Origin of the sequence: Pseudomonas sp. 2FE (assembly GCF_005503735.1) — a bacterium.
Classification (GTDB): domain Bacteria; phylum Pseudomonadota; class Gammaproteobacteria; order Pseudomonadales; family Pseudomonadaceae; genus Aquipseudomonas.
In genome coordinates this window covers 25928-43216 of sequence record NZ_SCMO01000018.1, presented here as the reverse complement: position 1 = coordinate 43216, position 17289 = coordinate 25928, and the positions used below count along the sequence as shown (strand labels likewise).

Genomic DNA, 17289 nt, shown 5'->3' with positions numbered 1-17289 from the left:
TCGGCAACATGCCACCCGCCGAGGCCGAAGCCCTTTACTATCGACAACTTACCGAGTCGGCCCAAGCGGCATGACTCACACCAAAGAGCCTCCGGAATTCCCGGGGCGGTTCATTTCGGCACGAAGCCTAGGGTTTGTGCGCCCGCGAGAGGAACTCGTGGGACTGCATTTCCAACAGGCGACTCAGGGTCCGCTGGAACTCGAAGTTCAGCCGGCCGCCTTTGTACAGGTCCTTCAACTCGACTTCGGCCGAGAGGATCAGCTTGACGTTGCGATCGTAAAACTCGTCGACCAGGTTGATGAAGCGCCGCGCCAGGTCATCCTCGTTCACGCCCATCTGCTCGACGTTGGAGATCAGCACCGCGTGGAAAATCTTCGCCAGCTCGATGTAGTCGTTCTGGCTGCGCGGGCCATCGCACAACTCGCGAAAATCGAACCAGGCGACGTCCTCGCACACTTTGCGCGAGCGGATTTCCCGGTTTTCGATCATCAGCACTTCATTCAGCTGAGCCTGCTCGCAGTCCGGCACCAGGCTGACAAAGCTCTTGTTCAGACTGACTTCGGCGCCCTCGTTGAGCGGCCAATAGTACAGCTCGGCCTGCTCGAGGGCGCGCAGACGATAGTCGACGCCGCTGTCGACATTGACGATGCTGGTGTGCTCTTTCAGCAGGGCAATCGCCGGCAGGAAGCGCGCGCGTTGCAGACCATCCTTGTACAGGCCGTCCGGCACGATGTTCGAGGTCGCCACCAAGCTGACACCATTCTTGAATAGTTCGTCGAGCAAGGTCGCCAGGATCATCGCGTCGGTGATATCCGAGACGAAAAATTCGTCGAAGCAAATCACCCGCGTTTCCGCAGCAAAGCGCTTGGCGATCAGCGGCAACGGGTTTTTCTCACCGCTCAGGGTGGTCAGCTCTTCATGCACCCGCTTCATAAAGCGGTGGAAGTGCGTGCGGGTCTTCTGCTTGAACGGCAACGCATCGAAGAAGGTATCGACCAGATAGGTCTTGCCGCGACCGACACCGCCCCAGAAATACAGGCCCTTTACCGGCCCCGGCGATTTCGTGCCGAGCAGCTTGCCGAATAATCCGGGCTTGCTCTTCTCGCTGGCGATCAGATCATCGTAGAGCCGCTGCAGATGGCGCACGGCCGTTTCCTGCGCCGCATCATGGAAGAAATCGGGACGTTTCAGGTCCGCCTGGTATCGCGCAAGGGGAGTCATAATCGGCAGCTAGGCAACAAAAACGGGGTCGCCACTTTAGCGGCGACCCCGTTGCTTGGCAATCGGCCAGCAGTGCCGGCCGACCGATAAATCACTCCGACTGCGGTGCCAGAGCCTCGCGCAGACGCTGCATAGCGGCCTCGCAAGCAGTGGAATCGGCAAACGCCGGGCTTTCGCCAATGCTTTCAGCGTCCAGCCAGAGGGCGAACCCTTCGCCCTGCACGCGCAGATCCAGCGCACTGCCGTCCTGCAAACGCTTGCTGGCCTGGCCGGCCGACTTACCATCGGCAAAGCGCTTGGACAGCAGCAACTGTTCGCCATCGGCGGCCAACAGGCGGAAGCGGAAGCTGCCATCGTCATCGCGGAAGCTGACGAAGCGTGCACCTTTGGCGGCTTTCTTCTTGCTGCCCTCGCCGACCTGCAAGTTGCTGCGGAAGGAGCGCAGGCCAACGGCCTCACGCAACTCACCGAGGAACGGCGTGGCCGTCTTGCGCGCCTTCGCGGCACCGGCGAGAAGGATGTCTTCCAGGTCGGCCGGCCTCTCGATCAGCGCCTGGTAACGCTCGCGCGCCTCGCCCAGTTCGTTGTCGAGCAGCTGGAACAGGCGCTGTTTGGCTTCGCCCCAGGCCAGACCGGCGAGCAGTTCGGCACGGAACTCCGCCTGTTGCGCCGCAGTGGCGAAGGCCTGATAGAGGGTGAACAGGTGCGAATTATCCGGATCTTTCGCCTCACCCGGAGCACGGGAGTCGGTGATGATGCGCGAGATGGCATCCTTCAACTGCTTGGCGCTGCCAAACAGCGGGATGGTGTTGTCGTAGCTTTTCGACATCTTGCGCCCGTCGAGACCCGGCAGGGTCGCCACGCTTTCCTCGATCAAGGCCTGCGGCATGACGAAGAACTCTTTGCCCTGACCGAACAGATGATTGAAGCGCTGGCCGATATCGCGGGCCATTTCCACGTGCTGGATCTGATCGCGACCGACCGGCACCTTATGCGCGTTGAACATCAGAATGTCCGCAGCCATCAGCACCGGGTAGCTGTAGAGGCCCATGCTCACGCCCGCATCCGGGTCTTCGCCGGTTTCGATGTTCTTATCCACCGAGGCCTTGTAGGCATGCGCACGATTGAGCAGACCCTTGGCCGTCACGCAGGTCAGCAGCCAGGTCAGTTCGGGGATTTCCGGAATGTCGGACTGGCGGTAGAAGGTCACCCGCTCGGTATCCAGGCCACAGGCCAGCCAAGTGGCGGCGATCTCCAGACGCGAACGCTGAATGCGTAGCGGGTCGTCGCATTTGATCAGCGCGTGGTAATCGGCGAGAAAGTAGAACGAATCCGCGTCGGCCTGACGGCTGGCAATGATCGCCGGACGAATCGCCCCCGCATAGTTGCCGAGGTGCGGCGTGCCGCTGGTGGTGATACCGGTAAGGATACGAGTGGTCATGTCTGTTCGCTTGTAGGACCGCGGCCCTGTCTAGGCTTAGTGGTAGGTTGGGTAGCGCGCAGTGAAACCCAGCTGTTATGCCAAGTTGGGTTCGCCTTAGGCTCTACCCAGCCTACGTCTCGGAAATCAGAGTCGAGGTAGCACCAGATCCTTCAGATCGGTCAGCTTGCCGTGAAAAAAGTGCCCGCATTCTGCCACTTTCAGCAGCTCATGGGCACGCTCCAGGGATTCGGACCAGGCGAATACCGCTGCCGGGCTGATCACTTCGTCGTTTTCCGGTTGAATTACCGTCAAAGCGCACCGCTGGGGAAAGGCATCATCCGCGCCGAGTCGCGTTACCGCAGGAGCCAGCATAAACAGTTTATCCAACCCAATATCCTTAGCCTCCAGACGCGCAGCCAGAGCTGCCGCGACGTAACCGCCAAAGGAAAAACCGAACACGCTCAGCGGCAGTTCCGGATGCTGAGCCAGCAACCAGTTCACAGCCGCCTCGGCATCATCGACTTCACCGCTCGCCATATCGTGCGCGCCGGCACTCGCCCCGACACCACGGTAGTTGAAACGCAAGGTGGCGAGCCCCGCATCGCGCGCGGTGCGTTGCAAGGTGGAAACCACCTTGTTCAGCATGGTGCCACCCTGTACCGGGTTGGGATGGCAAATCAGCGCCAAGCCACGGGCTTCGGGCAGGTCAAGATAAAGCGCTTCCAGTGGGCCACTGGGGCCAGCGAGCAATAGAGAAACTTCACGAGTGGACAACGGGGAACTCCGTGACCCCGGACAGGGTCGACACGTCTTGGTTAAGCACAACACGGCTTGCGTCGCGCTATACAGCGCAGGTTAGAGCCGTTAACGTAAAGCAAAGCCGTTTATAGAGGAAGGACTCGTGGAACAGACGCTCTTGGCCTGGTTACTACCGGCACTCGCCCTGCTCGCTGGCATCACCATCGGTTTCCTGGTGGCCCGCCTGGTTCCCAGTGCCGCGCCCAGCCGCACGCAGCGGCAACTGGATGAGATTCAGGAACGCTTCGACAGCTATCAGAGCGAGGTCGTGACCCACTTCAATACCACCGCCAACCTGGTGAAGAAACTCACCCAGAGTTATCAGGAAGTGCAGGAACACCTGTCCGAGGGCGCCAACCGCCTGGCCCTCGACGAGTTGACGCGCCAGCGCCTGCTCGCAGCCCTGCACAACGACGAGCAGCCAGGCCCGCGCGAACGCCTGACGCCACCGAAAAGCTCCGAGGCCCCGAAGGACTACGCGCCCAAGGCGGCCGACGCTCCGGGTACGCTAGACGCGACCTTTGGCTTGAAGAAGTAAGTCGCAACGGCCATCGCCAAAACGATGGCCCAGCTGAACTGACAAGCAATAAAAAGCCCCGTCTGCTGAGCGGGGCTTTTTATTGTGCGGGCGATTAGATCGCGCCGCGGCTACGCAACAGGTCGAGCACCAGCTTGACGCCCTCTTCCAGCGAAACGCTCTGCGTGTCGACCACCAGGTCGGCATTCAGCGGCACATCGTAGGGGAAGGACTCGCCGGGAATATTGTCGCCAGCGGCGGCATACAGGCCTTGCGGGTCACGCTCACGGCACGCCTGCGGCGAGGCCTGCACATAAACGGTGAGCAAGCGCTCGGCGCCGATCAGCGCCTTGGCCTGTTCGCGACCTTCCGCATCCGGCGCCACGAACGCCGCCAGGGTCAGCAAGCCGGCCTCGTTGAACTGCCGCGCCACATGGGCAGCACGCCGCCAGTTCTCGGTACGCCCGGCGCGATCCTGCGGCAAGCCTTTGTTCAGATCGTGGCGCAGGTTCTGGCCATCCAGCACATAAACCGCGCGGCCCGTATCAAACAGCTTGCGCTCCACGGCATAGGCCAGGGTGCTCTTGCCGGCGCCAGACAGGCCGCTGAACAGCACGGTCGCCGGCTGCTGGCCGAAACGTGCGGCGCGCTCTTCGGTGGCTACATGCGCCAACTTGCCGTGATGGCTGCCGCCTTGAGTATTCAGCGGCGCGGCGATGATCATGCCGGCGCCGACGGTGCCATTAGTCAGGCGGTCGACGATGATGAACGCGCCCGTGGTGCGGTTGCGCTCGTAGCCATCGAGGGCGATCGGCGCATCCAGCGCGAGCTTGACCTTGGCGATCTCATTCAACTGCAGGCTGCTCGCCGCGCCCTCTTCCAGAGTGTTCACATCGACCTTGTGGACGATGCTGGCAATCGAGCCCGGCACATAGCTGGTGGCACGCTTGATGTCGTACTTCTTGCCCGGCAACAGCGGTTCTTCCGCCATCCACACCAGCATGGCCTCGAAGCTGTCGGTGACCCGCGGCTGGTTATCGGCATGCACCAACAGGTCGCCACGGGAGATGTCGATCTCGTCTTCCATGGTCAGGGTCACGGCCTGGCCGGGACCGGCCTGCTCCAACTCGCCGTCGAAAGTGACGATGGACTTGACCCGACTGCTCTTGCCGGACGGCAGCACCACGACTTCGTCGCCCTTGTGCACGATGCCGCTGGCCAGGGTACCGGCGAAGCCGCGGAAGTTCAGGTTCGGACGGTTGACGTACTGCACCGGGAAACGCATGTCGGTGAAGTTGCGATCACCGGCGACTTCCACGGTCTCGAGAATCTCCATCAGCGATTGGCCGCTGTACCAGGGCGAGCGCTCGCTCTTGTTCACCACGTTGTCGCCCTTCAGCGCCGACATCGGCACGAAGTGGATCGAAGTCGGGTTGAGCTTGATGCGGTCGGCGAACTGCAGGTAGTCGGCCTTGATCGTCTCGAAAACGCCCTGATCGAAATCCTTCAGGTCCATTTTGTTGATCGCCACGACTAAGTGCTTGATCCCCAGCAAGGAGGCGATATAGCTGTGACGGCGAGTCTGGGTCTGCACACCGTAGCGCGCGTCGACGAGGATGATCGCCAGGTCGCAGGTCGAGGCGCCGGTCGCCATGTTGCGCGTGTACTGCTCATGGCCGGGGGTGTCGGCGATGATGAACTTGCGCTTGGCGGTGGAGAAATAGCGATAAGCCACATCGATGGTGATGCCCTGCTCGCGCTCGGCCTGCAGGCCGTCGACCAGCAGCGCCAGGTCGATATCGTCACCTGTGGTGCCGACTTTCTTCGAGTCGCGGGTGATGGCTTCCAGATGGTCTTCGTAGATCATCTTGGAGTCGTGCAGCAGGCGCCCGATCAGGGTGCTCTTGCCGTCGTCGACGTTGCCGCAGGTGAGGAAGCGCAGCAGTTCCTTGCGTTCGTGCTGGGCCAGGTAGGCGAGGATGTCCTCGCTGATCAAATCGGACTGGTGCGACATCTTAAAAGTACCCCTGACGTTTCTTGTCTTCCATCGAACCCGCTTGGTCGTGGTCGATCACGCGACCTTGGCGCTCGGACGTTCGAGTCAGGAGCATTTCCTGGATGATGTCAGTCAGGGTAGTGGCTTCGGACTCCACCGCGCCGGTCAGCGGGTAGCAACCGAGGGTGCGGAAGCGCACTTTTTTCTTCACGATGCGGGCTTTGTCCTCGTCACTCAGGTGCTCGAGGATGCGCTCATCGTCGATCAGGATCAGCGTGCCGTTCTTCTCGATCACGTCGCGTTCGGCGGCGAAGTACAGCGGCACGATGGGGATGCCTTCGAGGTAGATGTATTGCCAGATGTCCAGCTCGGTCCAGTTGGACAGCGGGAACACCCGAATCGACTCGCCCTTGTTGACCTTGCCGTTGTAGACGTTCCACAGCTCGGGGCGCTGGTTCTTCGGGTCCCAACGATGTTTGCTGTCACGGAAGGAATACACGCGCTCCTTGGCACGCGACTTCTCCTCGTCGCGGCGGGCACCACCGAAGGCGGCATCGAAGCCGTACTTGTCCAGAGCCTGCTTGAGGCCCTCGGTCTTCATGATGTCGGTATGCTTGGCACTGCCGTGGGTGAAGGGGTTGATACCCTGGGCCACGCCTTCCGGGTTGACGTGTACCAGCAGGTCCAGGCCCAGCTCTGCGACCATCTTGTCGCGGAACGAGTACATCTCCTGGAACTTCCACTGGGTATCCACGTGCATGACCGGAAACGGCAGCTTGCCGGGGAAGAACGCCTTGCGGGCCAGATGCAGCATTACGGCGGAATCTTTACCGATGGAGTACAGCATCACCGGGTTATCGAACTCGGCGGCTACCTCGCGGATGATGTGGATGCTTTCCGCCTCCAACTGTTTCAGATGCGTCAGTTTATCGAGCATGGCTACTCACGGCTTTCTCTCTGGGGAGAGCTTATTGGACGGCCTACGGGCCGTGGACGAAGGGCGCACTTTAGCACAGCGCCCTATTCTAATCAGGCGGCCATTTAGACCTAAACGATCTAGTTATATGCCGCCTAAACGGGGTTCGGGCAGTCGATAAACAGGTGCTCGATGGCAAAGCGCCGCGCCAGATAATCGCCCAACGCCTGCACGCCGTAACGCTCGGTCGCGTGGTGGCCAGCGGCGATGAAACTGATGCCATTTTCCCGCGCGCTATGCACCGTTTGCTCCGACGCCTCACCGCTCAGGTAGAGATCCACGCCTGCCGCGATGGCCTGATCGATATAGCCCTGGCCACCACCGGTGCACCACCCGATCCGCCGGATCATCTGCGACCCCTCCACCAGCAATGGCTCGCGCCCCAACACTTCCTGGACGCGGCGGGCAAAATCGCGCGCCGTCATGGGTTCCGCCAGAGAGCCGATCAACCCCACGGTGCGCGGATTTTCCGGCTCTAGCGGCCCCTCGACGACGATCTCCAACTGCCGCGCCAACTGTACGTTGTTGCCCACCTCCGGATGCACATCCAACGGCAGGTGGTAGGCCAGCAGACTGATGTCATGGCTCAGCAAGGTTTTCAGCCGGCGCTGCTTCATGCCGGTCACACAAGGATTCTCGCCCTTCCAGAAATAACCGTGATGCACCAACAGCACGTCGGCCTCGGCCTCGACCGCCGCATCCAGCAGCGCCTGGCTGGCCGTCACCCCGCTGACGATGCGCCGCACCTGCGGCCGGCCTTCGACCTGCAGGCCATTCGGACAGTAATCACTGATGCGCGCCGCATTTAGATAGCGCTCGGTTTCTTCCACCAAAGTGCTCAGGGCAATGGCCATAAGAATTCCTCACTAGAGCTGTTGCAGGCCGCTCCTTTAATTGACCAACGGCCTCTATAATGGCGCCACCTTAAGGGCCTCTCTGCGCCCTCGCAACCCTCGGGATTTTTCGATGTTCAAGGCCCTGCGTTTCCTCGGCTGGCCCCTGCTAGCCGGCGTGCTCCTAGCACTGCTGATTATTCAGTACTACCCACAGTGGGTCGGCTTGCCGCGCCAGGATGTACACATGCAGCAGGCGCCACGCTACGGCCTCGCCCAGCAGGGCCCGGTTTCTTATGCCGACGCGGTGAGCAGCGCGGCACCCGCAGTGGCCAACCTCTATACCACCAAGATTGTCAGCAAACCGGCTAACTCGCTGTTTGAAGACCCGCAGTTCCGGCGCTTCTTCGGTGACAACCTGCCCAAGCAGCGACGTATGGAGTCCAGCCTGGGCTCGGCGGTGATCATGAGCCCGGAAGGCTATCTGCTGACCAACAACCACGTCACCGCCGGCGCCGACCAGATTGTCGTGGCGCTGAAAGATGGCCGCGAAACCCTGGCCCGAGTGATCGGCAGCGACCCGGAAACCGACCTGGCGGTGCTGAAAATAGACTTGAAGGAGCTCCCCGCCATCACCCTCGGGCGCTCGGACGCCATCAGCATCGGCGATGTGGCGCTGGCCATCGGCAACCCTTTCGGCGTTGGCCAGACCGTCACCATGGGCATCATCAGCGCCACCGGGCGTAATCAGCTCGGCCTGAATACCTATGAAGACTTCATCCAGACCGACGCCGCGATCAACCCCGGCAACTCCGGCGGCGCACTGGTGGATGCCCAAGGCAATCTGATCGGTATCAATACCGCAATCCTGTCCAAGTCCAACGGCTCACAAGGCATCGGCTTCGCGATCCCGACCAAGCTGGCGCTGGAAGTGATGCAAGCCATCATCGAGCACGGCCAGGTGATCCGCGGCTGGCTGGGCATCGAGGTCCAGCCGTTGACCCCGGAACTGGCCGAGTCCTTTGGCCTGGAAGGCCGTCCCGGGATTATAGTTGCCGGTGTGTATCGCGATGGCCCGGCGCAGAAAGCCGGGCTGCAACCGGGCGACCTGATCCTCAGCATCGACGGCGAACCGGCCAGCGATGGCCGTCGCTCGATGAACCAAGTCGCACGCGCCAAGCCGGGCGAAAAAACCAGTATCGAAGTGATGCGTAATGGCAAGCCCCTCGAGCTGACGGCCGAAATCGGTCTGCGCCCACCGCAGGCCACTAACGGCGCGAGCAAGTAATAGAAAAAACGGCGCCCCAAGGCGCCGTGTTTTACTACGGACATGACCTAGCCCAGGCAAACCTTCAGCGCCTCGACCAGTGCCTGGTTCTGCTCCGGCGTACCGATAGTGATGCGCAGGAATTGGGCGATGCGCGCCTGTTTGAAGTGCCGCACGATCACGCCCTGCTCGCGCAGGCTGGCGGCCAGCGTTGCCGCATCCTTTTGCGGATGACGGGCGAAGACGAAGTTCGCAGCCGAAGGCAGCACGTCAAACCCCAAGTCGTTCAACGCAGCGACCAGTTGCTCGCGACTGTCGATAACTGCCTGGCAGGTCTGCTGGAAGTAGGCTTTGTCTTCGAAGGCCGCGGCCGCCCCCGCAATCGCCATGCGATCCAGCGGGTAAGAGTTGAAGCTGTTCTTGATTCGTTCCAGCGCCTCGATCAGATCCGGGTGACCGACCGCCAGACCAACCCGCAGCCCGGCCAGCGAGCGGGATTTGGACAAGGTCTGGGTGACCAGCAGGTTCGGATAACGATCGACCAGCGTGATCGCGGTCGCGCCGCCGAAGTCGACATAGGCCTCATCCACCACCAGCACCGAATCCGGATGGCTCTTCAGCAGTTGTTCGATGGCCTCCAACGCCAACAAGCAGCCGGTCGGCGCATTCGGGTTGGGGAAGATGATCCCGCCATTGGGCCTGGCGTAATCCGCTATGCGAATCTGGAACTGCTCATCCAGCGGCACCGCCTCGAACGGAATGCCATACAGGCCGCAGTACACCGGATAAAAGCTGTAGCTGATATCCGGGAACAGCAGCGGTTTGCCGTGCTGGAACAGACCGTGGAAGGCATGCGCCAGCACTTCGTCCGAGCCGTTGCCGAGAAACACCTGCGCCGGCTGCACGCCGTAGTAGTCGGCGATGGCCTGCTTCAGGCGCTCACCGTTCGGGTCAGGGTAAAGCCGCAGGTTGTCATTCAACTCCGCCTGCATCGCCGCCAGGGCTTTGGGCGAAGGACCGTAGGGATTTTCGTTGGTGTTCAGCTTGACCAGTTTGGCCAGCTTCGGTTGTTCGCCCGGCACATAAGGCACCAGGTCTTTAACGAAGGGGCTCCAGAATTTGCTCATGGTTCACTCACCCTTCGCTTGATTAGCAGCAATACGGTATTCGGCACTGCGGGCGTGGGCGGTCAGCGATTCGCCACGGGCCAGCACGGAAGCGGTTTTGCCCAGTTCCGAGGCGCCCTCGGCCGAGCAGTGGATGATCGACGAACGCTTCTGGAAGTCGTACACCCCCAGCGGCGAAGAGAAACGCGCGGTGCCGGAGGTGGGCAGCACGTGGTTCGGCCCGGCGCAGTAGTCGCCCAAAGCCTCGGCGGTGTAGCGCCCCATGAAGATCGCACCGGCGTGGCGAATCTGCGGCAACCAAGCCTCTGGATCGGCGACCGACAACTCCAAGTGCTCGGGTGCGATGCGATTGGCCACCTCGATGGCTTGCTGCATGTCGCGCACCTGGATCAGTGCGCCGCGACCTTCGATCGAGGCGCGGATGATCTCGGCGCGCTCCATGCTCGGTAGCAGCCGGGCTATGCTGGCGGCGACCTTGTCGAGGAACGCGGCATCCGGGCTAAGCAGAATCGCCTGGGCGTCTTCGTCGTGCTCCGCCTGGGAAAACAGATCCATGGCGATCCAGTCCGGATCGGTCTGGCCATCACAGACCACCAGGATTTCCGAGGGCCCGGCGATCATATCGATGCCGACCTTGCCGAACACATGACGCTTGGCGGTCGCCACATAAATGTTGCCCGGGCCGACGATCTTGTCCACCGGCGGCACGCTCTCGGTGCCATAGGCCAGCGCCGCCACCGCTTGCGCCCCGCCGATGGTGAACACCCGATCGACCCCTGCGATGCAGGCGGCCGCCAGGACGATTTCATTGATCTCGCCACGCGGGGTCGGCACCACCATCACCACTTCCGGCACGCCGGCAACCTTGGCCGGGATGGCGTTCATCAACACCGAGGACGGATAAGAGGCCTTGCCACCCGGCACATACAGCCCCGCGCGATCCAACGGCGTGACCTTCTGCCCTAGCACCGTGCCATCGGCTTCGGTATAGCTCCAGGAGTCCTGCTTCTGCTTCTCGTGGTAACTGCGCACGCGCTCGGCGGCGACTTCCAGCGCCTGGCGCTGCGCCGCGGTGATGCGCGTCAGCGCCAGCTCCAAACGCTCGCGTGGCAGGATCAGATCCGCCATGCAAGAGACGCTGAGGCCATCGAAACGCTGGGTGTACTCCACCAGCGCCGCATCGCCGCGTTCACGTACCGCGGCGATGATCTCCAGCACACGCAGATTGACCGACTCGTCGGACACGCTTTCCCAGCTCAGCAGATGATCCAGATGACGAGCGAAGTCCGGGTCAGCAGCGTTGAGTCGGCGGATAGCAGTGGAAGCGGTCATAGCGGGCCTCAATAGATTGGCGATTGCTCGGGCGTCGCTAAGGCTACCAAAGCCTGCCGTGGCGACGCCCGAGAAATTGGCTATGGCACGGGTAGGCAGGTGCGGCGTGAAGCCGCACCAGGTATTAGCGTCGGTGGCCGAACCAGGCCGCTGCTGCGCTGCCAATCATGACGGTCATTTGGACTCGACAGCCTCACGCAGGGTATCGATCAGCGCCTGGATACGGGCGTGCTGCATCTTCATCGAGGCCTTGTTGACGATCAGCCGCGAACTGACGTGAGCGATCAGTTCCTGAGCTTCCAGGCCGTTGGCTCGCAAGGTATTGCCGGTGTCGACCACGTCGATGATCTTGTCCGCCAAACCCACCAGCGGCGCCAACTCCATCGAGCCGTACAGCTTGATCACCTCGACCTGACGACCCTGCTCCGCGTAGTAGCGCTTGGCGACGTTGACGAACTTGGTCGCTACGCGCAGGCGCCCTTTCGGCTCCGGCACGCCTACCGCACCGGCGGTCATCAGCTTGCACTTGGCAATCTGCAGATCCAGCGGTTCGTACAGGCCTTGGCCGCCGTATTCCATCAGCACATCCTTGCCGGCCACACCGAGATCGGCGGCGCCATGCTCGACATAAGTCGGCACGTCGGTGGCACGCACGATCAGCAGGCGCACATCCTCCTGCGTGGTCGGAATGATCAGCTTACGGCTTTTGTCCGGATTCTCGGTCGGCACTATGCCCGCCTTGGCGAGAAGCGGCAGGGTGTCGTCGAGAATCCGGCCTTTGGATAGGGCGATGGTCAGCATGAAACACGGTGTCCTTAGAGACTCGCCCGATCAAGGGCTATGCACAACTACAACAGCCGGAGCTAAGCGTAGGTTGGTGCTGAACGTAGCGAAGCCCAACACTGTCGCGTCCATCGATGAGCGCAGGTTGGGCTTGGGCTTTGTTGCGGCGCCGACCTAGCCCGGTACGCGACGAATCTTCGCACCGAGTAACTGCAGCTTTTCTTCGATGCATTCGTAACCACGGTCGATGTGGTAGATGCGGTCGATCAACGTGTCACCCTCGGCCACCAAGGCGGAAATAACCAGGCTGGCGGAGGCCCGCAGGTCAGTCGCCATCACCGGAGCACCCTTCAAGGACTGCGTACCCGTGACGATGGCCGTGTTGCCTTCGACCTGGATCAACGCACCCATGCGAGTCATTTCATAGACGTGCATAAAGCGGTTTTCGAATACGGTTTCGATCACCGTGCCGGTTCCTTCGGCTATCGCATTCAGCGCGATGAACTGCGCCTGCATATCGGTGGGGAACGCCGGATAGGGCGCGGTACGCAGGTTCACCGCCTTCGGCCGCTTGCCTTTCATGTCCAACTCGATCCAGTCAGGGCCGGTGGTGATTTCGGCGCCCGCCTCCTGCAGCTTCGACAGCACGGCTTCAAGAATGCTCGGATCGGTGTCTTTCAGTTTGACCCGACCGCCGGTCGCGGCCGCAGCCACCAGATAGGTGCCGGTTTCGATACGGTCAGGCATCACGTTGTAACGCGCGCCGCCCAAACGCTTAACCCCATCGATGATGATGGTGTCAGTCCCGGCGCCCTGAATCTGCGCGCCCATGGCGATCAGGCAGTTGGCCAGATCGACCACTTCCGGCTCGCGGGCGGCGTTTTCCAGCACGCTGCGACCATTGGCCAGAGTGGCGGCCATCATGATGTTTTCGGTGCCGGTCACGCTGACCGTATCGAAGAAGAAGTGCGCGCCACGCAGGCCGCCTTCTGGCGCCTTGGCCTTGATGTAGCCGCCTTCCACGTCGATCTGCGCGCCCATGGCTTCGAGGCCGCGGATGTGCAGGTCAACCGGACGCGAGCCAATGGCGCAACCGCCTGGCAGCGCGACTTCGGCCTCACCGAAGCGCGCGACCATGGGGCCGAGCACCAGGATCGAGGCGCGCATGGTTTTCACCAACTCATAGGGCGCGATCAGGGTCTTGATGGTACGCGGATCGATTTCAACGCTGAGCTTCTCGTCGATCACCGGTTCGATACCCATGCGCCCGAACAGCTCGATCATGGTGGTGATGTCGTGCAGGTGCGGTAGGTTGCACACGGTGACTGGCGCATCGGCCAGCAGGGTCGCGGCCAGGATCGGCAGGGCGGAGTTCTTCGCCCCGGAGATGCGGATTTCGCCATTCAGGCGAACGCCACCGGTAATAATCAATTTATCCATAGGAGTCTCGTCGCCCGTGGGCTTAGGAACGCTCGGCCCAAGCGGCGCGGCTGAAGAATTTCATGGTGACCGCGTGGATGCTGCCATCAGCAATCCAGGCGTTCAGGTGGGCATAGATCTGCTGTTGACGCTTAACCGGACTCAAACCAGCCAACTCGTCACTGATCAGATTCAGCTGGAAGTTACAGCCTTCGCCTTCCACTTCGACCTGAGTGTCCGACAGCTTTGCCTCTAGGAGGTTTTTTACGTCTACGGCCTGCATGCTTAACCTCAATCGGCGCCCTACGCGCGCGGGTCGGCCATCATACAAAAAAGCCCCCCGCCTGCGAACCCCGGATTGCGGAACACTGACGGAGGGCCTTATGCACTGACTCAAGCGTCCAGCGGTAACAGCTCGGTCAACTCTGACACTTGCGCGATCTGGCGCATTTCGATCGGCAGTGCACGCACGGTCAAGGTTTTGCCGACCGACTGGGCAACCCGCATGAGGGCCAGCAACAGTGACAGACCGACACTGCTGGAACGCTCCACCCCCGCGCAGTCCAACACCAGCGCCGCAGGCTCGGCGGCCCGAATCAAGCGTTCGCCCTCTGCCCGCAAAAACGGCCCGGAACGAAAATCCAGCACACCCGCCAAGTGCAGCACACCGTCCGCTTCCTGGCGAATAGTGGCATCACTCATGACCGGCAGCCTGCTGGCCGGCATCGGTGCTTTTGGCGTTAGCCACCACTTGCGCCCAACCGTTGATGGTCTTGTCGAGATCGTTGTCATTTTTCTGCATGGCATCCGCGAACTGATCACGGAACAGCTTGCCGATGTTGATGCCGTTGATGGTCACGTTACGCAACATCCATTCGCCCTTGACCTTCGTCATGGTGTAGCTCACCGGGTAGACCGTGCCCTTACTGTCGCGCACTTCCATGTTCACACTGGTGCGCTCGGGGTCGGACTGCTTGCCGGAGACCGGCAGCACGCGAATATCCTGGTTGTTGTATTCCAGCAAGGCATTGCCATAGAACTGCATCAGGCTGCGCTTGAAGTTCTCCTGAAAACGCGTCATCTGCTCGGGAGTCGCACCGCGCGAGTATTTGACCGTCATGATGCTGCGCGAAATGCCATCCGCGTCCACCACCGGGCCGATAATGCGATTCAAGGAGTCATAGAATGCACTTGGATTGCTGCGGTACTGTTCTTTATTGGTCTTCAGGTCGTTCAACAGCTCATCCGTTGTCTGCTGCACCAGTTCCTGCGCCGAAGGCGCAGCCAGGGCAAACAAGGGGAAAACCGCCAACAGAACCAGTAGGCCGCGACGTAGGGCACTAACCATGGTCAAACTCCTCACTTGGCTTCTTTATTCACCGAGTTGATCAGGAATTTCCCAATCAAATCTTCCAGAACTAACGACGATTGAGTGTCGCGAATGGTTCCGCCATCCTTGAGCAGTTCTTCATCACCACCCACGCTGATACCGACGTATTTCTCGCCGAGCAGACCCGCGGTGAGAATGGAGGCGGTCGAATCGGTCGGCAGGTTGTCTACCCGGCTCTCCAACTCCATGGTCACCCGACCGGTATAGCTGTCACGATCCAGGTCGATGGCCGTGACCTTACCGATGGTCACACCCGCCATGGTCACCTTGGCTCGCACGGTTAGACCGGCAATATTGTCGAAATGCGCATACAGCTTGTAAGTGTCCTGGCCAGTACCCATCGTCAAACCACTGACACGCAACGCCAGCAACAGCAAGGCCAACATCCCAGCCAGGAGGAACAGGCCGACACCAATTTCCAGGGTGCGGTTTTGCATCAGAAATCTCCAAACATCAAGGCCGTCAGGATAAAGTCCAGCCCCAGCACGGCGAGCGAGGCATAAACCACAGTTTTTGTCGTTGCGCGACTGATGCCTTCCGAAGTCGGCTCACAGTCATACCCCTGAAACACGGCGATCCAGGTCACCACAAAGGCAAAGACAACACTTTTGATTACACCGTTGAGCACGTCATCGGTGAACGACACAGTGCTTTGCATATTGGCCCAGAACGAGCCCTCGTAGACGCCAAGCCAGTCGATCGCCACCATGGCGCCGCCCCAGATGCCGACCACGCAGAAAACCATCGTCAGCAGCGGTAGCGAGATGAAACCGGCCCAGAGGCGCGGCGCGATGATGTATTTCAGCGGGTCGACGCCAATCATCTCCAGGCTGGAGAGCTGCTCGGTAGACTTCATGTTGCCGATTTCAGCGGTCAGCGCCGAGCCGGCGCGGCCCGCGAACAGCAACGCGGTGACCACCGGCCCGAGCTCGCGCAGTAGAGTCAGCGCGACCATCTGCCCAACCGCCTGCTCGGAGCCATAATCGGCCAGGATACTGAAGCCCTGCAACGACAGCACCATGCCGATGAAGACGCCGGAGACCACGATGATCACCAGCGACATCACCCCAACCGAATAGAGCTGTTTAATGACCAAGTGCAGAAAACCATTGCCCAAGTTGCCGCGGCCAAACAAGGCGTGCAACAGGAACAAGGTCGAGCTGCCGAGCGACTCGACCACATCGAGGCCGGCACGGCCGAGCAGGCGAGTCCGCTCAAGCATTGATGTTTTGCGCATCAGCGCGCCCCCAGAAGATCATCGCGGTAATCCACCGCCGGGTAATGGAACGGCACCGGCCCATCCGCAATCCCCTTCATGAACTGGCGGATACGCGGGTTATCGGAATCCATCAATTCAGCTGGCGTACCCTGACCCAGCACCTGCGTGTCACCCACCACGAACAGGTAATCGGCGATGCTCGCGGTCTCTGCCAGATCGTGGGAAACCACGATACTGGTGATGCCCAAGGCATCGTTAAGCAGGCGAATCAAACGCACCAAGATGCCCATGGCAATCGGATCCTGGCCAACGAAGGGTTCGTCATACATGAGAATTTGCGGGTCCAGCGCGATCGCCCGAGCCAGTGCCACCCGACGCTTCATGCCGCCCGAGAGTTCATCCGGCATCAGCTCGATGGCTCCCCGCAGGCCGACCGCCTGCAGCTTCATCAGCACGATGTCGCGAATCATTTCCTCCGGCAGTTGGGTATGCACGCGCAGCGGAAAGGCGACGTTCTCGAACACATCGAGATCGGTGAACAGGGCGCCGCTCTGGAACAGCACACCCATTTGCTTGCGCATATCGAACAAGGCGCTGCGTGAGAGATCGGGCAGGTTCTGGCCATTGACCCAAATCTCACCGCCGGCTGGGCGCAATTGGGCGCCAATCAAGCGTAACAGCGTGGTTTTACCGCACCCGGAAGGCCCCATGATGCCGGTGACCTTGCCGCGCGGAATACGAATATCGACATTATTGAAAATGCTGCGCGAACCGCGATTGAAGGACACTCCCTTCAACTCGACCGCATAGGCGTTATCGGCACTCATCTGAACTCCTTGCGATGCAGCCTCCCTTTCAGGCGCCACATCCCTCAGCGGGGACACCACGCTTACTGAACGGGCCGAATTAGCCGCGCACTATAACATTGCCGCCTTGCGCCACCCAAGATCGAAACAGCCTTCGTTCAGCATTACGACAGCTCTGCGG

At 60.9% G+C, this 17289-nt stretch carries 18 protein-coding genes; 2 read left to right on the top strand and 16 right to left on the bottom strand.

Annotated elements, in window-relative coordinates; genetic code table 11:
- Window positions 1–127: 127 nt before the first annotated feature.
- The 3 genes from zapE to FFS12_RS19685 form a co-directional block, all read right to left on the bottom strand.
- Window positions 128–1222: a cell division protein ZapE gene (zapE, locus tag FFS12_RS19695; protein ID WP_137818143.1), complete on the bottom strand. Its 1095-nt coding sequence runs from the start codon at window positions 1220–1222 to the stop codon at window positions 128–130.
- 91 nt (window positions 1223–1313) lie between these two features.
- The gene (locus FFS12_RS19690) at window positions 1314–2663 is read right to left on the bottom strand and encodes a tryptophan--tRNA ligase (protein WP_137889412.1); all 1350 of its coding nucleotides are present in this window, start codon (window positions 2661–2663) and stop codon (window positions 1314–1316) included.
- A 126-nt stretch (window positions 2664–2789) separates the two neighbouring features.
- Window positions 2790–3419, bottom strand: a complete 630-nt coding sequence (locus FFS12_RS19685) for an alpha/beta hydrolase (RefSeq protein ID WP_137889410.1) — start codon at window positions 3417–3419, stop codon at window positions 2790–2792.
- A gap of 127 nt (window positions 3420–3546) precedes the next feature.
- Here FFS12_RS19685 and FFS12_RS19680 point away from each other — a divergent pair, with 127 nt between their 5' ends.
- Window positions 3547–3981, top strand: a complete 435-nt coding sequence (locus FFS12_RS19680; protein ID WP_137889409.1) for a YhcB family protein — start codon at window positions 3547–3549, stop codon at window positions 3979–3981.
- A 94-nt stretch (window positions 3982–4075) separates the two neighbouring features.
- Here the strand turns inward: FFS12_RS19680 and cysN are convergent, their stop codons facing one another.
- The 3 genes from cysN to FFS12_RS19665 form a co-directional block, all read right to left on the bottom strand.
- Window positions 4076–5974 carry a sulfate adenylyltransferase subunit CysN gene (cysN, locus tag FFS12_RS19675; RefSeq protein WP_137889407.1) on the bottom strand — a complete coding sequence of 633 codons (1899 nt, stop codon included), beginning with the start codon at window positions 5972–5974 and terminating at the stop codon, window positions 4076–4078.
- 1 nt (window position 5975) lies between these two features.
- Entirely contained in the window at window positions 5976–6893 is a 918-nt protein-coding gene (cysD, locus tag FFS12_RS19670) for a sulfate adenylyltransferase subunit CysD (protein WP_137818148.1), read from the bottom strand.
- 134 nt (window positions 6894–7027) lie between these two features.
- Window positions 7028–7786: a Nif3-like dinuclear metal center hexameric protein gene (locus FFS12_RS19665; RefSeq protein WP_137818149.1), complete on the bottom strand. Its 759-nt coding sequence runs from the start codon at window positions 7784–7786 to the stop codon at window positions 7028–7030.
- A 112-nt stretch (window positions 7787–7898) separates the two neighbouring features.
- Here FFS12_RS19665 and algW point away from each other — a divergent pair, with 112 nt between their 5' ends.
- Window positions 7899–9053 (top strand): Do family serine endopeptidase AlgW, encoded by a 1155-nt coding sequence (gene algW, locus FFS12_RS19660; RefSeq protein WP_137889405.1) that lies wholly within the window; start codon window positions 7899–7901, stop codon window positions 9051–9053.
- Between the two features lie 47 nt (window positions 9054–9100).
- On the opposite strand, the gene hisC is transcribed toward algW, so the two are convergent.
- The 10 genes from hisC to FFS12_RS19610 all read right to left on the bottom strand — a co-directional run bounded on the left by hisC (window position 9101) and on the right by FFS12_RS19610 (window position 17129).
- On the bottom strand, window positions 9101–10159 hold the full coding sequence (hisC, locus tag FFS12_RS19655) for a histidinol-phosphate transaminase (protein WP_137889402.1): 1059 nt from the start codon (window positions 10157–10159) through the stop codon (window positions 9101–9103).
- Between the two features lie 3 nt (window positions 10160–10162).
- Complete coding sequence (gene hisD / locus FFS12_RS19650) at window positions 10163–11491, bottom strand: histidinol dehydrogenase (protein WP_137889400.1); 1329 nt, start codon at window positions 11489–11491, stop codon at window positions 10163–10165.
- A 174-nt stretch (window positions 11492–11665) separates the two neighbouring features.
- Entirely contained in the window at window positions 11666–12292 is a 627-nt protein-coding gene (gene hisG, locus FFS12_RS19645) for an ATP phosphoribosyltransferase (protein ID WP_119952231.1), read from the bottom strand.
- Between the two features lie 156 nt (window positions 12293–12448).
- Complete coding sequence (gene murA, locus FFS12_RS19640; protein WP_137818153.1) at window positions 12449–13714, bottom strand: UDP-N-acetylglucosamine 1-carboxyvinyltransferase; 1266 nt, start codon at window positions 13712–13714, stop codon at window positions 12449–12451.
- Window positions 13715–13736: 22 nt separating this feature from the next.
- The gene (locus FFS12_RS19635; protein WP_137889398.1) at window positions 13737–13976 is read right to left on the bottom strand and encodes a BolA family protein; all 240 of its coding nucleotides are present in this window, start codon (window positions 13974–13976) and stop codon (window positions 13737–13739) included.
- 110 nt (window positions 13977–14086) lie between these two features.
- Window positions 14087–14395, bottom strand: a complete 309-nt coding sequence (locus tag FFS12_RS19630; RefSeq protein WP_137889396.1) for a lipid asymmetry maintenance protein MlaB — start codon at window positions 14393–14395, stop codon at window positions 14087–14089.
- Window positions 14388–15041 carry a phospholipid-binding protein MlaC gene (locus FFS12_RS19625; protein ID WP_137889394.1) on the bottom strand — a complete coding sequence of 218 codons (654 nt, stop codon included), beginning with the start codon at window positions 15039–15041 and terminating at the stop codon, window positions 14388–14390. The genes FFS12_RS19630 and FFS12_RS19625 overlap by 8 nt, the downstream gene beginning before the upstream one ends.
- A gap of 11 nt (window positions 15042–15052) precedes the next feature.
- Complete coding sequence (gene mlaD, locus FFS12_RS19620; protein WP_137818157.1) at window positions 15053–15520, bottom strand: outer membrane lipid asymmetry maintenance protein MlaD; 468 nt, start codon at window positions 15518–15520, stop codon at window positions 15053–15055.
- The gene (gene mlaE / locus FFS12_RS19615) at window positions 15520–16320 is read right to left on the bottom strand and encodes a lipid asymmetry maintenance ABC transporter permease subunit MlaE (protein WP_137889392.1); all 801 of its coding nucleotides are present in this window, start codon (window positions 16318–16320) and stop codon (window positions 15520–15522) included. Before mlaE ends, mlaD begins: the two co-directional genes overlap by 1 nt.
- Window positions 16320–17129 carry an ATP-binding cassette domain-containing protein gene (locus FFS12_RS19610; RefSeq protein WP_137889390.1) on the bottom strand — a complete coding sequence of 270 codons (810 nt, stop codon included), beginning with the start codon at window positions 17127–17129 and terminating at the stop codon, window positions 16320–16322. Before FFS12_RS19610 ends, mlaE begins: the two co-directional genes overlap by 1 nt.
- Window positions 17130–17289: the final 160 nt, after the last annotated feature.

Excerpts from the sequence above, each read along its gene's own strand:
- cysN (WP_137889407.1), bottom strand. The coding sequence starts at position 5,974 with ATGTCGCACCAGTCCGATTTGATCAGCGAGGACATCCTCGCCTACCTG.
- algW (WP_137889405.1), top strand. The coding sequence starts at position 7,899 with ATGTTCAAGGCCCTGCGTTTCCTCGGCTGGCCCCTGCTAGCCGGCGTG.
- murA (WP_137818153.1), bottom strand. The coding sequence starts at position 13,714 with ATGGATAAATTGATTATTACCGGTGGCGTTCGCCTGAATGGCGAAATC.
- hisD (WP_137889400.1), bottom strand. The coding sequence starts at position 11,491 with ATGACCGCTTCCACTGCTATCCGCCGACTCAACGCTGCTGACCCGGAC.
- FFS12_RS19610 (WP_137889390.1), bottom strand. The coding sequence starts at position 17,129 with ATGAGTGCCGATAACGCCTATGCGGTCGAGTTGAAGGGAGTGTCCTTC.
- hisC (WP_137889402.1), bottom strand. The coding sequence starts at position 10,159 with ATGAGCAAATTCTGGAGCCCCTTCGTTAAAGACCTGGTGCCTTATGTG.
- FFS12_RS19690 (WP_137889412.1), bottom strand. The coding sequence starts at position 2,663 with ATGACCACTCGTATCCTTACCGGTATCACCACCAGCGGCACGCCGCAC.
- zapE (WP_137818143.1), bottom strand. The coding sequence starts at position 1,222 with ATGACTCCCCTTGCGCGATACCAGGCGGACCTGAAACGTCCCGATTTC.
- mlaD (WP_137818157.1), bottom strand. The coding sequence starts at position 15,520 with ATGCAAAACCGCACCCTGGAAATTGGTGTCGGCCTGTTCCTCCTGGCT.
- cysD (WP_137818148.1), bottom strand. The coding sequence starts at position 6,893 with ATGCTCGATAAACTGACGCATCTGAAACAGTTGGAGGCGGAAAGCATC.
- mlaE (WP_137889392.1), bottom strand. The coding sequence starts at position 16,320 with ATGCGCAAAACATCAATGCTTGAGCGGACTCGCCTGCTCGGCCGTGCC.
- hisG (WP_119952231.1), bottom strand. The coding sequence starts at position 12,292 with ATGCTGACCATCGCCCTATCCAAAGGCCGGATTCTCGACGACACCCTG.
- FFS12_RS19665 (WP_137818149.1), bottom strand. The coding sequence starts at position 7,786 with ATGGCCATTGCCCTGAGCACTTTGGTGGAAGAAACCGAGCGCTATCTA.
- FFS12_RS19630 (WP_137889396.1), bottom strand. The coding sequence starts at position 14,395 with ATGAGTGATGCCACTATTCGCCAGGAAGCGGACGGTGTGCTGCACTTG.
- FFS12_RS19625 (WP_137889394.1), bottom strand. The coding sequence starts at position 15,041 with ATGGTTAGTGCCCTACGTCGCGGCCTACTGGTTCTGTTGGCGGTTTTC.
- FFS12_RS19635 (WP_137889398.1), bottom strand. The coding sequence starts at position 13,976 with ATGCAGGCCGTAGACGTAAAAAACCTCCTAGAGGCAAAGCTGTCGGAC.